Origin of the sequence: Lysinibacillus sp. CNPSo 3705 (genome assembly GCF_028674935.1) — a bacterium.
Taxonomy (GTDB): Bacteria; Bacillota; Bacilli; order Bacillales_A; family Planococcaceae; genus Lysinibacillus.
Window position 1 is genome coordinate 48060 of sequence record NZ_JAQZSD010000019.1, and the last position, 15499, is coordinate 63558.

The 15499-nt window shown below is 38.6% G+C and carries 18 protein-coding genes; 17 read left to right on the plus strand and 1 reads right to left on the minus strand.

The features are described from left to right. The first annotated feature begins 5 nt into the window (after positions 1 to 5). From hisC to PVA17_RS10735, 12 genes are all read left to right on the plus strand, one after another. Positions 6 to 1106 carry a histidinol-phosphate transaminase gene (gene hisC, locus PVA17_RS10680; protein WP_274067677.1) on the plus strand — a complete coding sequence of 367 codons (1101 nt, stop codon included), beginning with the start codon at positions 6 to 8 and terminating at the stop codon, positions 1104 to 1106. Then, positions 1103 to 2200 (plus strand): prephenate dehydrogenase, encoded by a 1098-nt coding sequence (locus PVA17_RS10685; RefSeq protein ID WP_132359236.1) that lies wholly within the window; start codon positions 1103 to 1105, stop codon positions 2198 to 2200. Before hisC ends, PVA17_RS10685 begins: the two co-directional genes overlap by 4 nt. 78 nt (positions 2201 to 2278) lie before the next feature. Beyond that, entirely contained in the window at positions 2279 to 3565 is a 1287-nt protein-coding gene (gene aroA, locus PVA17_RS10690; RefSeq protein WP_274067678.1) for a 3-phosphoshikimate 1-carboxyvinyltransferase, read from the plus strand. Beyond that, a complete protein-coding gene (locus PVA17_RS10695; protein WP_274067679.1) occupies positions 3565 to 3687 on the plus strand; it encodes a hypothetical protein in 123 nt (40 codons plus the stop codon). The genes aroA and PVA17_RS10695 overlap by 1 nt, the downstream gene beginning before the upstream one ends. An 83-nt stretch (positions 3688 to 3770) precedes the next feature. Continuing rightward, positions 3771 to 5039 carry a tetratricopeptide repeat protein gene (locus PVA17_RS10700; protein ID WP_274067680.1) on the plus strand — a complete coding sequence of 423 codons (1269 nt, stop codon included), beginning with the start codon at positions 3771 to 3773 and terminating at the stop codon, positions 5037 to 5039. A 14-nt stretch (positions 5040 to 5053) separates the two neighbouring features. Further along, complete coding sequence (locus PVA17_RS10705; protein ID WP_132359230.1) at positions 5054 to 5611, plus strand: ReoY family proteolytic degradation factor; 558 nt, start codon at positions 5054 to 5056, stop codon at positions 5609 to 5611. Between the two features lie 264 nt (positions 5612 to 5875). Beyond that, complete coding sequence (locus tag PVA17_RS10710; protein ID WP_274067681.1) at positions 5876 to 6325, plus strand: DUF2487 family protein; 450 nt, start codon at positions 5876 to 5878, stop codon at positions 6323 to 6325. Positions 6326 to 6479: 154 nt separating this feature from the next. Next, positions 6480 to 6986 (plus strand): Rieske (2Fe-2S) protein, encoded by a 507-nt coding sequence (locus PVA17_RS10715; RefSeq protein ID WP_274067682.1) that lies wholly within the window; start codon positions 6480 to 6482, stop codon positions 6984 to 6986. A gap of 15 nt (positions 6987 to 7001) precedes the next feature. Beyond that, positions 7002 to 7676 (plus strand): menaquinol-cytochrome c reductase cytochrome b subunit, encoded by a 675-nt coding sequence (gene qcrB, locus PVA17_RS10720; RefSeq protein ID WP_053482547.1) that lies wholly within the window; start codon positions 7002 to 7004, stop codon positions 7674 to 7676. Positions 7677 to 7718: 42 nt separating this feature from the next. Continuing rightward, positions 7719 to 8513, plus strand: coding sequence for a menaquinol-cytochrome c reductase cytochrome b/c subunit (locus tag PVA17_RS10725; RefSeq protein ID WP_274067683.1), 795 nt, complete (start codon positions 7719 to 7721; stop codon positions 8511 to 8513). A gap of 399 nt (positions 8514 to 8912) precedes the next feature. Beyond that, positions 8913 to 9509 carry a lipoprotein heptaprenylglyceryl N-acetyltransferase LhaT gene (lhaT, locus tag PVA17_RS10730; protein ID WP_274067686.1) on the plus strand — a complete coding sequence of 199 codons (597 nt, stop codon included), beginning with the start codon at positions 8913 to 8915 and terminating at the stop codon, positions 9507 to 9509. Between the two features lie 60 nt (positions 9510 to 9569). After that, complete coding sequence (locus PVA17_RS10735) at positions 9570 to 10244, plus strand: zinc metallopeptidase (protein WP_132359457.1); 675 nt, start codon at positions 9570 to 9572, stop codon at positions 10242 to 10244. Between the two features lie 128 nt (positions 10245 to 10372). Here the strand turns inward: PVA17_RS10735 and PVA17_RS10740 are convergent, their stop codons facing one another. Beyond that, complete coding sequence (locus tag PVA17_RS10740) at positions 10373 to 11242, minus strand: YitT family protein (RefSeq protein ID WP_274067684.1); 870 nt, start codon at positions 11240 to 11242, stop codon at positions 10373 to 10375. A 115-nt stretch (positions 11243 to 11357) separates the two neighbouring features. Here PVA17_RS10740 and PVA17_RS10745 point away from each other — a divergent pair, with 115 nt between their 5' ends. The 5 genes from PVA17_RS10745 to PVA17_RS10765 are packed head-to-tail and all read left to right on the plus strand — an operon-like array spanning position 11358 to position 15266. Beyond that, positions 11358 to 11693 (plus strand): nucleotide pyrophosphohydrolase, encoded by a 336-nt coding sequence (locus PVA17_RS10745; RefSeq protein WP_132359220.1) that lies wholly within the window; start codon positions 11358 to 11360, stop codon positions 11691 to 11693. Then, positions 11693 to 12490: a 4-hydroxy-tetrahydrodipicolinate reductase gene (gene dapB / locus PVA17_RS10750; RefSeq protein WP_274067685.1), complete on the plus strand. Its 798-nt coding sequence runs from the start codon at positions 11693 to 11695 to the stop codon at positions 12488 to 12490. Before PVA17_RS10745 ends, dapB begins: the two co-directional genes overlap by 1 nt. A 19-nt stretch (positions 12491 to 12509) precedes the next feature. After that, on the plus strand, positions 12510 to 12914 hold the full coding sequence (gene mgsA / locus PVA17_RS10755) for a methylglyoxal synthase (protein WP_132359216.1): 405 nt from the start codon (positions 12510 to 12512) through the stop codon (positions 12912 to 12914). Positions 12915 to 12946: 32 nt separating this feature from the next. After that, a complete protein-coding gene (gene bshA / locus PVA17_RS10760; RefSeq protein WP_132359214.1) occupies positions 12947 to 14092 on the plus strand; it encodes an N-acetyl-alpha-D-glucosaminyl L-malate synthase BshA in 1146 nt (381 codons plus the stop codon). Then, positions 14079 to 15266: a CCA tRNA nucleotidyltransferase gene (locus PVA17_RS10765; protein ID WP_132359212.1), complete on the plus strand. Its 1188-nt coding sequence runs from the start codon at positions 14079 to 14081 to the stop codon at positions 15264 to 15266. The genes bshA and PVA17_RS10765 overlap by 14 nt, the downstream gene beginning before the upstream one ends. Positions 15267 to 15499: the final 233 nt, after the last annotated feature.

Here is a 15499-nt window from a genome sequence, read left to right on the forward strand (position 1 = left end):
TTAAGATGAAATGGAAACAACAATTGGACGGTATGCAAGCGTATAAGCCTGGCAAACCAATTGAAGAAGTACAACGTGAATATGGCTTACAAGAAGTCGTAAAATTAGCATCTAATGAAAACCCATTTGGGTGCTCACCTAAGGTAACTGCTTATTTACAAAATAATTCAGTAAATCATGCAATCTATCCAGACGGCTATGCGCAAAATTTACGTACAGCTGTTGCAAATCATCTAGGTGTCAAGGAAACACAGCTTCTTTTTGGTAACGGCTCTGACGATATCATTGCAATTATAACTCGTGCATTGTTGTATCCAGGTGTAAATACAGTGATGGCATACCCATCCTTCTCCCAATACTGGCACAATGCTGAAATAGAAGGCGCAGAGATACGTAAAGTTCCATGTATTGAAGGTGCCCATGATCTAGATGCAATGGCAGAAGCAATTGATGATAATACATCGATCGTTTGGGTTTGTAGCCCAAATAATCCAACAGGTGTAGTGATACCTGATATTGAGTTGCGAGCATTTTTAGCTAAGGTTCCAAATGATGTGCTAGTAGTTTTAGATGAGGCATATATCGAATACGTAACGCATCATGGTCACAAAGATACTCTACCTTTAATAGAAGAGTTTCCAAATGTACTATTAATGCGTACATTCTCAAAGGCATACGGTCTTGCTTCTTTCCGAGTTGGTTATGCAATTGGGCAACCAGAAGTAATTGCAAAGCTTGATCCAGTAAGAGCACCATTTAATAATACAATTTTAAGTCAAGCAGTTGCGGCCATCGCTTTAAGTGATCAAGAATATATAAATGCTTGCCGTGAAGCAAATGAAAAAGGTAAAAAACAATATATTGAATTCTGTGAGAAACATAATTTAAAATACTTCCCTTCTGATACGAACTTTATTTTCTTTAATACAAATACTGATAGTGATGTTGTTTTCAATGAGCTAATGAAACGAGGTTTTATAGTCCGCAGTGGAAATGCGTTAGGATTATCTGGGTTTATCCGCGTGACAATCGGAACTGAGGATCAAAATTCAGCGTTGTTACGTCACCTTGAAAACGTCCTAAAAGAGCAAGGAGTTTTTGCATGATACGCAACGTGCTTGTTATTGGGCTTGGCCTAATTGGAGGCTCGATTGCATTGGCATTGCAAAAGGCACCAGAAACAAAGATTATTGGCTATGATATGGATGCGAAAACTCGCGAACATGCGAAAACATTAAATATTGTTCATGATATTGTGACAGATCCAAAAGAAGTGGTGGCCGACGTGGATGTCATCATTTTTGGAACTCCTGTCAACGCAACGCTTGAATGGATGGAACAATTAAAAACATGGCCGTTAAAAAATAAAGTCATCGTAACAGATACAGGGAGTACAAAAAAGAAAATTATGCAAAAGGCTGGGGAACTACGTGAGTTAGGCATTACCTTTATTGGAGGACATCCAATGGCAGGCTCACATAAAAGCGGTGTTTTAGCTGCAAAGGCTCACCTTTTTGAAAATGCGTATTATATGCTAACACCGCTCGCCGGTGAAGAAATTGTCAATATGGCACAGCTTGAAAGTCTCTTAAAATTTACACATGCAAAGGTTGTTAGTGTATCTGCTCGTGAGCATGATCATATGACAGCTGTAGTTAGTCATTTTCCGCATGTCATTGCTGCTTCTCTTGTGCATCAATTGGGCGGAGAAAACGGGGAATATCCGATGACACGCTCACTTGCGGCAGGTGGTTTCCGTGATGTAACGCGTATTGCCTCGTCCAATCCAATTTTATGGCGAGATATTACATTACAAAATCGAGAAGAGCTAATTGCACAGCTAGAAGGCTGGGAAAAGGAAATGAGTCGTGTGAAGGAGCTGCTTTTTAATGGTAGCTCGGATGACATAGAAACATACTTTGCTGTTGCTAAAGAGCTAAGAGATGAATTACCGATTAGTGCAGGAGCAATGTTCACATCATTTGATTTATATGTTGATGTTCCTGACTATCCGGGGGTTATTTCTGAGGTGACAGGCTTACTTGCAGACGAAGCGATTAGTATTACAAATTTACGTATCGTTGAGTCACGAGAAGACGTTTTCGGGATTCTTGTTATTAGCTTACAAAGTGAAAGTGACCGTGAACGTGCGGCAGCGTGTATACAAAAGCGTGCTAATTATGAAACATATATTTCATAGGTACCTAGGAAATGCCTATGTAACAGAAAGCGTCGGCATTACGGCGCTTTCTATCTTCATATTGGAGGGAAGAAAACGATGAGTGAAAAAGTATTACAATATGATAAACCTTCCTTACAAGGGACTTTAACGATTCCAGGTGATAAATCTATCTCACATCGCTCCGTTATGTTTGGAGCCATTGCAACGGGTAAAACAACAGTTGAAGGCTTTTTATTAGGTGAGGATTGTTTAAGTACAATTGATTGCTTCCGCAAGCTCGGTGTGAAAATTGACGTAGAAGGAACAAATGTATCTATCGACAGCCCTGGTATAGAGGGGTGGCAAGAACCTACAGAGGTACTATACACAGGAAATTCTGGTACAACGACACGCTTAATGCTAGGGATTCTAGCTGGATCTACTGTACATTCAGTAATGACAGGGGATGCGTCCATAGGAAAGCGACCGATGCGCCGTGTTATTGATCCGTTACGTCAAATGGGTGCACACATTACTGGAAGGGCAAATGGACAATATACGCCATTAGCCATTCAAGGTACAGCCTTACAAGCTATTGATTACCATATGCCTGTTGCAAGTGCACAGGTGAAGTCAGCTGTTTTACTTGCTGGTTTACGTGCTGAAGGTACTACAATTGTACGAGAAATGGAAGTATCTCGAGACCATACGGAGAGAATGCTACGTCAGTTTGGTGCACAGGTTGAGGAAGTGGATGGTGTTATTTCATTAAAAGGAGGACAAACTTTAACAGGGACACATGTGTCTGTGCCAGGTGATATTTCATCTGCGGCCTTTTTCTTAGTAGCAGGAGCCATCTGTGAGGATAGTAAAATAACGCTAGAAAATGTCGGAATTAATCCAACACGGGATGGTATCATTGAAGTGCTTCATAATATGGGCGCATCTTTAACACTTATGCCAAATGAAGATAGCCAATCAGAGCCAACGGCAACAATTATAATTGAAACGTCAACATTAAGAGGCACTACAATTGAGGGAGATATTATTCCTCGTCTTATCGATGAAATCCCGATCTTGGCATTGTTAGCAACGCAAGCAAACGGTAAAACTATTATTAAGGATGCCGAGGAGTTAAAAGTGAAGGAAACAGACCGGATAACGGCTGTTGTGGATGAATTGAAAAAACTAGGTGCTAATATTGAAGCTACTGAGGATGGAATGATTATTGAAGGACCAACTCCATTACGTGGTGCTAGCCTTAAAACCTATGGTGATCATCGTATCGGAATGATGGGTGCTGTTGCAGCACTAATAACAGATGGGGATGTAACTTTAGATGACGCAGAATGTATTGCTGTTTCTTATCCCTCGTTTTTCGAGCATGTAGAGGAAGTAAAGTAATGTCATATCTTCATTCAGTAGAAGATTCCACCTCTAAAGGTATTGTCACGTTCTGTGGCAATTTATCTGTAGCGAAAGCAAAGCGTCAGCTACAATTACGCCAAGGCGAAATTGATATTTGACTCTCCAAGTCTTTTGGGGAGTTTTTTCTTGTTTCGAGAGAAAATGTTTTGTAGCATAAAGGTATTAATGAAAGAATAGGTGAATGACTGTGAACAATGCGATGACTGAAATGATGCAAGCACTTGAACAAGGGGACTTAGCATTAATTGAACAGCTACTTGAAACATTTTTAACGAAAGAGCTACCAGAGGACATTTATGCGCTAGCTGAAATTTTTATGCAGTATGGATATATGAAGGAAGCTGATCGTGTACTGGAGCATTTACAATTTTTATTCCCAGAAGAGGCACAGTTGAAAATTGATCGTGCAAACGTCTTAATGGAACTTGGCGATGAAGATGAAGCGTTAGATTTTTTATTAGAAGTAGAGGAGACAGCTCCAGAATATCCTCAGGCTTTATTAGTATTAGCGGATTATTATCAAATGCAAGGATTGTTTGAAGTAGCAGAAATGCGCATCAATGAGGCACTATCTATATTACCAGATGAGCCATTATTACAATTTGCTAAAGCAGAGCTTTTATTTGAAACTGGTCGCTTCTTAGAGGCTGCGAGACTATATGAAGAATTGTATGAACAACAAGTTGAATTTGCTGGGGTTAGTCTTACTGAACGGCTTGCTGAGGTGTATCGTGCAGGAGCTGCCTATGAAACGGCCTTAGATTACTATTTAAAAGCACTGGAAGATGAAGTGAAGCCAGATGTTTTATTTGGTGCAGCGTATTCAGCCTTTCAATCACAAAAATATGAAATGGCCATTAAACAATTAGAGGAATTAAAAGAATTAGACCCTGATTATTTTTCAGCCTATTTATTGCTAGCTGAGAGCTATGCCATGACAGAGGACAATAAAAAAGCATACGCCGCCATTCTGGAAGGATTAAAGCGTGACGAATACGATAAATCCTTATTCTTATTCGCCGGTAAAATGGCTTTAAAAACTGGTTTGCCAGCTGAGGGCGAGCAGCATCTACGTGAAGCCATTGCCTTAGATCCTGAATACATGGAGGCAGTATTAGCATTAATCTCCGTGTTGGCACAGCAAGAGCGTCATGAGGATGTAATAGAATTATTTGAAACGTTGCAAAAAAATGATTTTGAATGGAGCACCTTATACCCATTTGCTGCGGTTGCATATGAAAATTTAGAATTGTACGACCGTGCATACGAATTTTACCGTTTGGCATATAATGATTTTAAGGAAGACGCAGCATTTTTAGAAAAGTATGTTTATTTCTTATTAGAGGAAGGAAAACGTTCAGAAGCTAAAGAAGTGCTCGGTCAATTAATAACTATTCAGCCGGGTGAACTGGAGTGGCAAGAGAAGTTAGAAACCTTAGAATTTGAGTAAAGGAGGGAGTGGGTATGACTGCTTCTGTATCAGTTGTCGATAAAAAAGCATTTGTTAGATGGTTTTTAAAAAATTATCAATTGAAACGTCGTGAGTGTGTATGGATTTTGAATTACTTATTAAGTAATGATGAGTTATTAAAACGAATTCGATTTGTTGAAGAAGCTCACTATTGCCCTAGAGCAATGGTTATGTCAACGGTCGATTCAACAGGAGTGCCGTTTCGTTTTTACAAAGGCAATGTAATGACAGCAGATGCTGAGAAATCCTTCCATGATTTACGTTTACACGAACATGAAGATATGTATATACAATTGAATTTTCCAAATGTACCACCAAGTGCACAATACTTAGCAGTTCTTGAAGAAAACCCTTATATGCCAGAAGCACTGATTGTTAGTGAAAAAGATCGCTTACTGGCAGAAGAGCTGCTTTCCAACAGCTTACTCGTATTCCAAGAAGAAAAATTACTCGCGCAAATTGATGAAGCCCTCGATCAGGGAAATGAAGAGCGCTTTTATGAATTGTCTAATTTGTTACAAGCTTTAAAGGAAACGGCTAATTTACGTTAGTTATAAGTAAAAATGGAATGTCCTTTATCTACCTCAATATGATAACATAACAAGTGAATGATTGTTTTCACTTTTTATTGGCTATCCTATTGAAGAGTGGAAAAGGGCATTTTTTATTGTTATGCAGTGGGGTACCAAACCCTACTGCATGACGATAAAGCCACGGCGGATTTCACGGCTTTTGAATTGTGCACGGACAATTCAAAATTCGGACGAAATTACGCCAAGGCACATTGATTTATGCAACAAAAGGAGGTTTGTGAAATGTATTTTAATGCAAGTGATGTGACATTGTTTATGGCACAGAAGGAATTTATCGATACAGCAATTGTTCCACTCGTAACGGTCGATTTAACTCCTGAAAAAATGAAACAGAGCGGTACAGAGGTAGATTTTTTGTTATCGCTTACATCTTTTATCGAACAACAGTTTAAAGGTCGTTTAGTACTGATGCCACCATTTACGTCTAGTGCAACATTAAAAAACGAAAATATGCCGAAGCAATTAGAGGCACAATTACATAATGCTGGTTTTAAGCATGTGTTCTTCATTACTTGTGACCATTTTTGGACAAATATTGGAGATGAAGTAAATGTTATTTGGCTACCAGCTATTCCGTTAGAAAGCATGGATAAAGGCGTGAAAAACTCCATTCTCGAAGATCAATTGCGACAAGTGATCCCGATGTTTTCGACCAAATGGACACAGATTTAACAATTAGTTTCAATAATTGTTCACATTCTCCAGCTTTCCACAGAATGCTATATTGACCAAGCTATGGAGTTGATATATCATAGATATGTCCTAGTATTACTATTTGTAAATGAATGTCCGTTGGACTGACCTTTAAGTTAGAGGGGGGAAAAAAATGAGTAATAATCGAGTTTCACGTCGTCAATTCCTAAGCTATACACTAACTGGTGTAGGTGGTTTTATGGCGGCAGGTATGCTGATGCCAATGCTTCGTTTTGCGATTGACCCAGTACTTCAAAGTCATGCTGGTGGTAACTTTGTAAAAACAGAGCATAAAATCGCTGATATTACTGACAAACCTGTTAAAGTTGACTTAACATTTGAACAAGTTGATGCATGGTACAAATCAGACGTAACAAACGTAGCGTGGGTTTTCAAACAAGGCGATCAAATCGTTGCATTATCTCCTGTTTGTAAGCATTTAGGATGTATGGTGGACTGGGGATCAGATTCAACACACCCAGATCAATTCTTCTGTTCTTGTCATGGTGGACGCTATGAGAAGAATGGTAATAACGTAAAAGGAACACCACCATTAGGTCCATTGGATGAATATGAAATTAAAGAAGATGATGGTTACTTATCGCTTGGGCCAATTCATCCAAATACTCTAGTTAAGTAAGGGGGGTACAAAACAGTGCTAAATAAAATTTATGATTGGGTCGATGAGCGCTTAGATATTACACCGATTTGGCGTGATATTGCCGACCACGAAGTGCCAGAGCACGTGAACCCTGCACATCATTTTTCAGCATTCGTTTACTGTTTCGGTGGATTAACTTTCTTCATCACGGTAATTCAAATTCTATCAGGTATGTTCTTAACAATGTACTATGTACCAGACGTAGTGAATGCTTGGAAATCAGTTTATTATTTACAAAACGAAGTAGCATTTGGTGAAATCGTACGCGGTATGCACCATTGGGGAGCTTCATTAGTAATCGTTATGATGTTCTTACATACACTTCGTGTATTCTTTACAGGTTCTTATAAGAAACCTCGTGAATTAAACTGGATGGTTGGTGTAGGTATTTTCGGTGTAATGATGGGTCTTGGTTTTACAGGATACTTATTACCTTGGGATATGAAAGCATTATTCGCTACAAAAGTAGGTATCCAAATTGCTGCATCCGTACCGTTTATCGGTGAATGGATTAAAATCTTATTAGCGGGTGACTCAACTATTCTTGGTGCTCAAACGTTAACACGATTCTTTGCGATTCATGTATTCTTCTTACCTGCAGTATTGTTTGCATTACTTGCAGCACACTTTATCATGATTCGTCGTCAAGGAATTTCAGGGCCGTTGTAATAGTTCTTGACGGTTCGATGATTTTTTAAAGGAGGGGACATAATGCATCGCGGAAAAGGAATGAAATTTGTTGGTGATTCTCGTATTAAAGCGAATCACAGAATGCCGAACGTTCCAAAGGATTATTCCGAATATCCAGGTAAGACGGAAGCTTTCTGGCCGAACTTCTTACTAAAAGAATGGATGGTTGGTGCTGTATTTTTAATTGCTTATTTAATATTAACAGTTGCACATCCATCACCACTTGAAGGACCAGCTGATCCGACAAGAGCGTACATTCCATTACCGGACTGGTACTTCTTATTCTTGTATCAATTATTAAAATACACATATGCTTCAGGTCCATATAATGTTATTGGAACAGTTGTAATTCCAGGTCTTGCATTTGGAGCGCTATTATTAATGCCATTTTTAGATAAAAGTCCAGAACGTCGTCCATCTAAACGTCCGTTACCAACAGCGTTTATGTTATTGACTCTGGCAGCTATGTTTTACTTAACATGGGAAGCAGTTGCTAATCATGACTGGGAAGCTCAAAAAGCAATGGGCGCAATCCAAACAGAAGTTAAAGTTACTATTGATGAATCACTTCCAGGTTATAAAATTTGGACTGGTGAAACAAGTGACGCAGCTCAATCTTGTATCGGCTGTCATGCGGCTGACTTAAAAGGTGGCCCTGCTGCTCCAAAGTTACTTGGTAATACACTAACAGCTGAAGAAGTTGAAGATATTATCCATAATGGTCGAGGCAAAATGCCAGCTGGTGTATTCAAAGGTACCGATGAAGAAGCGAAGCAAATCGCTGAATTTGTTGCGAGCTTAAAAGAAGATAAATAAGTATAGTTTAAAAGAGTCAGGAAACTGGCTCTTTTTTTCTTCTAGTATAATAATGTGACTGTTACCACTTCAAAAAAGTTCCCACAAAAATGTTCTTTAGTTCTATAATATTTATTAGGATAAATTTAAAATATTCAAAAGTGGCTGGGCAGTCCCGGAAATTTATGTAGTACTAACCGTATAATACTCTTTAAACGGAATGTTAGAAAAAGCTCATCAACAAAAGTTAAGGATGACATTGGTTAAAATGTAAGCTATGTATATTCGTTAAGGATTTTGGCAAGAAAATATTGCCGATATTCATTATCGATGGTATGTGGCAAATTAAAGACTAGTTTATACATAATAACAAATAAAAAAGGCATCTTAGTAAAGACAGAAGATAAAGGAGTTTTAATGATGCAAATTACACGTGCAAATATTTGGTTTCTCCTTACACATAAATCATTTTTAATCCTATTACTTATTATCAATCTATTAGGCACTATTTACGGTTATTATTGGTATGGAGGGCAGCTTGCCATCACGAAGCCCATTTTTTATATTTTTGTGCCAGATAGCCCGACAGCCAGCCTATTCTTTTGCTTTGTATTGTTAGCATGGATTTTGGGAAAAAAATGGCCACTAATGGAAGTGCTAGCACTTATAACACTAGTGAAATATGGAATCTGGGCTGATGTAATGAATATTTGGACGCTGCTTGAAACTGGATCTATAGGTTGGCAAGGCTGGATGCTTGTAGGCTCGCATTTTGCAATGGCTGTCCAAGCAATTTTATATCTCGGTAAATATGTTTTTTCATATTGGCATATTGCTGTAGCAGCGGTATGGACATTGCATAATGATGTAATTGATTATGTTTTTGGTCAAATGCCGATGTATCGTGATTTAGCAGATTATACGAGCTATATCGGCTATTTTACTTTTTGGTTATCAGTTACATGCATTTTTTTAGCCATCTTCTCAATTAGATGGCGCAAATATTTGCCGAATTAGGTAAATGATTATAGAATTATAGTATCCAAGTAGAAAGGGGTTAGAAAATTGTCAACAAGTATGTATATTGTTTATTTTGCAATCATAATGCTACTACCACTTTACGCACAGATGAAAGTAAAGGGCACGTATAATAAGTTTGCAAAAGAACGAACAATGAAGGGACAAACAGGTGCAGAGGTAGCGCGTGCGATTTTAGATGCGAACGGTTTATATGATGTACGAGTTGTTCCAACACAAGGTGTGTTGTCTGATCACTATAATCCAGCAACAAAAACAGTTGCTTTATCAGAAAGTAACTTCTACGAGGCGAGTATTGCTGGTGCTGCAGTTGCTGCCCACGAGGTTGGCCATGCCATCCAGCATAAAGAAGCTTATTCAATGCTGACATTACGTAGTAAGCTAGTGCCAGTTGCAAATATTTCATCAAATATGTCTTGGATATTTGTCATGATTGGTATTTTTGCAAGTAGTGCAAATATGTTACTTTTAGGTATCGTATTATTGGCTGCCGGTGTTGTTTTCCAATTAGTAACGTTACCAGTAGAGTTTGATGCATCCAAGCGTGCGTTAGTGCAAATGAATTCTCTAGGAATTATTACAAATGAAGAAGAGCGCCCAGCACGAAAAGTGTTAAGTGCTGCAGCATTAACATATGTTGCCGCGGCAGCAGTAGCTGTATTAGAATTATTACGTTTAATATTAATCTTTACAAATATGCGAAGTGATGACTAATAAAAAACTTGTTGTAGTGGTAAATCACTATGGCAAGTTTTTTAATCCGTTAATTTATTTACTATGTAAAAAAGCCTACCTCCAATAAAAAAGTAAAAAGTTCGAGGAGAGCAGGCAGATTATTAATGTTAGTGAAGCGGTTGTTTTTCGTCGTCTAGCGTGAAGCCTTCTCCTGCTACATCTCGTACTTCTATAATAGATACGAATGCGTGTGGATCAACCTCATGGACAATAGATTTTAAACGGACAACCTCATTACGGCCAATGACACAATAAATCACTTCTTTTTGTTGCTTAGTAAAATGGCCATGACCTTCAAGTATAGTAATACCACGTTCCATTCGTAATGCGATCATCTCAGCAATGGCGCTAGATTTTTCAGATATAATAAGTGCTCCACGTGCAGCATATGCTCCTTCTTGAACAAAATCAATGACGCGCGCACCAACAAATACCGCAACAAGGGTATACATCATAGAGCGTGCATCTAAAAATGTTAGCCATGATAGGATAATGACAATTGCGTCAAAGATGAACATCGTTTTACCCATACTCCAGCCAAAATATTTATGCCCAAGGCGAGCCAAAATATCTACACCACCAGTTGTACCACCGAAACGAAAGACGATACCGAGCCCTAGTCCAACAAAAACCCCTGCAAATAGAGCAACAAGTAACAAATCGTCCTCTAAATGAATAGTAAATTGATACTTTTGAAAAACTTTTAGGAAAACTGAAACAGATAAAGTGCCAACAAGCGTATAAATAAATGATTTTTTCCCAAGTAAACGATAACCAATAATAAACATAGGAATGTTTAATAGTAAATTCATTAAAGCAGGGTCCCAGCCAAGAGTAAAATAAAGTATGAGTGTAATCCCACTTAGGCCACCTTCACCTAGTTGATTTTGCATGTTGAAGTGGACGAAGCCGAAGCTAAAAATTGCAGCCCCGAGCATTATTGCGATAATATTGCTGATTTTGATCTGTTTTAGCATATGACCTCCTGAAGTTCATAACAAATGAAGTAGTGCTATCTATTATCTGACATTTTATTGTTTTTGACAACAATGGTGTAAATTTTATACGATGGTAAGTAGGAGTGTGATTTAGATGACTGAACAAGTGACAATGCAAGCTTTACAGCAGCGTGTAGATGATTATATAGGACAATTTAAGGAAGGCTATTTCCCGCCGTTTGAGTTACTGGCACGTCTAACCGAGGAACTTGGTGAATTGTCTCGTGAGGTGCAGGATGTTTACGGGCAAAAGAAGAAAAAGAGTACTGAGGAAGCGAACAGTATTGAAGAAGAATTAGGTGACTTCTTCTTTGTTTTAGTATGCTTTGCAAATGCGCAGGGTATTAAATTAGATGAAGCACTTTTACGCGTTATACATAAATTTGAAACAAGGGATAAAGATCGCTGGACTAGAAAGGATGGAGAATAATGTCAATTCGTGTAGCAATAGCAGGACCTAGGGGAAAAATGGGGGCTGAGGCTGTACATACGGTCATGAAGCATGACAAAATGGAATTAGTAGCTGTGCTAGATTATAAGGATGTAGGAAAAACATTAGCTGATTTGGAGATGTTTCCCGCAAGTTATACGGCTCCATTCTTTACAGATATGTCTGACCTTGTAGAGGCGACTGCACCAGATGTATTAGTAGATTTAACAAGCCCGCATGCAGTATACAAACATACTAAAGAGGCCTTGAATTTAAATGTACGACCTGTAATTGGTACAACAGGCTTTACAGATGAACAACTAGTGGAATTATCAGCGATGGCTAAAGAAAAAGAGCTAGGCTGTATTATTGCTCCAAACTTTGCAATAGGGGCTATCCTTATGATGAAATTTGCTAAGGAAGCGGCAAAATATTTACCTGATGTTGAAATTATTGAAATGCACCATGATCAAAAGCTGGATGCTCCATCAGGAACAGCTGTTAAAACGGCACAATTGATTCAAGAGGTGCGAACACAAAAGATGCAAGGACATCCAGAGGAAAAAGAAACAATCGAAGGTGCAAGAGGTGGAGAATTTGATGGCATGCGTATTCACTCTGTTCGTTTACCTGGTTTAGTGGCACACCAGCAAGTGTTATTTGGCGGAGATGGGCAGCTATTAACAATTCGTCATGATTCGTTAAACCGTAATTCTTTTATGTCTGGTGTAGCATTTTGCGTAGAAGAGGTTATGAAAATGGATCAACTTGTATATGGTTTAGAAAACATCATCTAAAGATTGGGATGGAAGCATTATGAAAATCGCATTAATTGCACATGATCGTAAAAAAGATAATTTAGTACAGTTTGCTATTGCTTATCGAAATATTTTAAATGAGCATATGTTGTTTGCTACAGGTACAACAGGACAGCGTGTTATGGAAGCTACAGACTTAGAGGTAACACGTTTTCGTTCAGGCCCACTCGGTGGCGATCAACAAATTGGCGCAATGATTGCCAATAATGATATGGACATGGTCATTTTTTTCCGTGATCCTTTAACAGCACAACCACATGAGCCAGATGTTTCTGCACTTATTCGTCTTTGTGATGTTTACCAAGTGCCACTGGCTACAAATATGGGAACAGCAGAAATATTACTAAAAGGCCTACAAGAAGGCTTTGTGGATTGGAGACTGATTCAAGAAAGACGAAATTAAAAAAGACGTGATTTAGAAAGGATGATAATCGAATGAAAAAGCTAAAAATTGGCATTACCTGTTATCCTACAGTTGGAGGCTCTGGTGTTATCGCAACAGAATTAGGAAAAATGCTTGCAGAGAGAGGGCACGAGATTCATTTCATCACCTCAAGCGTACCATTTCGATTGAATAAAATTTATCCAACCGTCTTTTTCCATGAAGTAGAAGTTAGCAATTATTCAGTATTTCAATATTCGCCATATGATATAGCATTAGCGAGTAAAATGGCGGACGTGATTAAGGATGAAGAACTAGATGTGCTTCATGTGCATTATGCAATACCACATGCTGTCTGTGCTGTTTTGGCACGTGAAATGAGTGGTCGTGACATTGGGATTGTCACAACGTTACACGGTACAGATATTTCTGTGCTTGGGCAGGATTCCACTCTTTCACAGGCAATTAAGTATGGCATTGACAAATCTGATATCGTAACGACAGTGTCAGAGGCATTAAAGCAACAAACATACGAGCTTATTGATACAGTAAAGCCGATTAACACGATTTACAATTTTGTTGATGAACGTGAATACTTCCCACGCAATCCAGGAAACTTAAAAGAACAGTTTGGAATTAAGGAAGATGAAAAAGTTATTATTCATGTATCTAACTTCCGTAAAATTAAAAATCTTCCGCATATTATAGACGCCTTTATGAAAATACGTGCGAACATGAAGGCAAAGCTATTGCTTGTAGGAGATGGTCCAGAAAAGCATCGTGTAATGGATCAAGTAAAGGAAAGTCCTTATATGGAGGATGTTTTATTTTTAGGCAAACAAGAAAATTTAGCTGAATTGTATGCGATAAGTGACCTTAAATTATTACTATCACAGCAGGAATCATTCGGGCTAGTTTTACTTGAAGCAATGGCTTGTGGTGTACCTTGTATTGGATCGGCTGTAGGCGGTATTCCAGAAGTCATTGAGCATGGGGTAGATGGCTATATAGTGGAATTAGGTGATACGGATGCAGTGGAAGAGTATGCCGTAAACCTATTGAACGATGAAGAGAAATTACAACATTTCCGAGAAGCAGCTATCCGCGCTGTTGATGAAAAATTCCATTCATCTAAAATTGTAGAACAATATGAAAAATTGTACGAAAAGGTTGCTGAAAGAAATCATGCAAAACAATAAAGAATGGCAAGCAGCCTATTCAGTTATTGAACAACTAGAATGCGCAGGCTTTGAGGCAGTGATCGTCGGCGGTGCAGTACGAGATGCTATACTTGGTCGTCCTGCCCACGATGTAGATGTTGCGACAAATGCCATGCCAGACGAAGTAAAGTCTATCTTTGATCGCACAGTTGATATAGGGATTCAGCATGGGACGGTACTTGTTATCGTGCCAGCTGGATCGGTGGAGGTAACGACATATCGCACAGATGGTGAATATACGGATCACCGTAGACCCGAGGAAGTGCAATTTGTCCGTTCATTAAAAGAAGATCTACAGCGCCGAGACTTTACGATGAATGCCATAGCGATGCGTCGTGATGGTTCTTTTGTTGATTTTTATGGAGGACGCCAAGATATTGACGCTGGTGTCATTCGAGCTGTTGGTGATGCACAGAAACGTTTTTCGGAAGATGCATTACGAATGCTACGAGCCATACGTTTTTCAGCACAGCTCGGTTTTCTAATTGAATCAGAAACCTTGAAAGCAATGCAGGACAAGGCTGATAATATTTCTTGGATTGCGAAAGAGCGTATAAAGGCAGAGCTCGATAAGCTATGGGTAGGGAAAGATGTTTTTAACGGTATAAAAAAGCTGAAGGAAAGTAACTTAGTGAATTATTTGAATGGTACTTTTCAAGCGCATGACTGGTCTAAATTTAACACGCAGGACAAGTTATTAGGCTGGGCATATTTCGCGGTATTACAGGGTGATCATTGGCGAGAAGTGCTAGGTGACTATCGTTTATCGAATAAGGAGATGGCATTTGTAAAAGCTGTGTTAGAAGCTTTAAAAGCTTTAAAAAATGGCTGGACGAAAATGGATTACTTTTTATATACTCAACAGGAACTTGAGGCAGCTAGTTATTTTGCGGAGTTGAGACAGCTTGATGTTCAAATGCCACAACAAAGTATACTTGAAATACAGACAGCTCTTCCTATTAGACGTAAACAGGAGCTTATTGTAAAAGGTACGGATTTGTTAAAATGGTCCGGAATAAAAGGTGGGCCATGGGTAAAAGAAGCGTTGCAGGCGATGCTTGAAGCAGTTGTGAATGGTGAATGTGCTAATGAACACCATCAACTAAAGGCTTGGTTTGAGCGTGAGTATGTCCGTAAGCAGGAAAACACTTAATTTTACTATAATTATTACAAATTGAATGTAGTTATTTTAGAAAAGAGTTACCAAAAAACAACAAAAAGAAGTCGATTATTGAAGTTGTTAGACATAGTTATTTCAGTAGGCACGCTTGGGGCATGAGTTTCGATATTGTATCGGACTCATGCCTTATTATTGTGCCTTAGAAATTTTCCTAATAGTTTCATTGAGTATTTTTTCAGGGACGCTTTATATAGTATTTCTAAATA